Origin of the sequence: Leucobacter japonicus, from assembly GCF_001273855.1 — a bacterium.
GTDB lineage: Bacteria > Actinomycetota > Actinomycetes > Actinomycetales > Microbacteriaceae > Leucobacter > Leucobacter japonicus.
This window is the reverse complement of record NZ_JHBX01000035.1, coordinates 1-257: the sequence shown is the minus strand read 5'-3', so window position 1 is coordinate 257 and position 257 is coordinate 1. Positions and strand designations below refer to the sequence as shown.

Below are 257 nucleotides of genomic sequence, written 5' to 3'. Positions count from 1 at the left end.
CCACGATGGCGCGCATCATCGAGGCCACCGAGGAGCACGCGCTCGATCGGATCGACCCGTTGGGGACCGCCCCGCGCACGCAGGGCGGGGCGCTCACGCTCGCGGCCTCGGAGGTCGCCGACTTCATCGGCGCCAAGTACATCTGCGTGTTCACGGAGTCGGGCGACACGGTGCGCCGCATGTCGCGCCTGCGCCGCCCGATCCCGATCATCGGCTTCACCCCGGATGCCGATACCCGCAGGCGCATGGAGTTGACC

At 70.8% G+C, this 257-nt stretch carries 1 protein-coding gene; it reads left to right on the top strand.

What is annotated here, in order from left to right:
- On the top strand, window positions 1-257 hold a 257-nt coding region (locus AMS67_RS00095), incomplete at both ends, for a pyruvate kinase alpha/beta domain-containing protein (protein WP_277619531.1).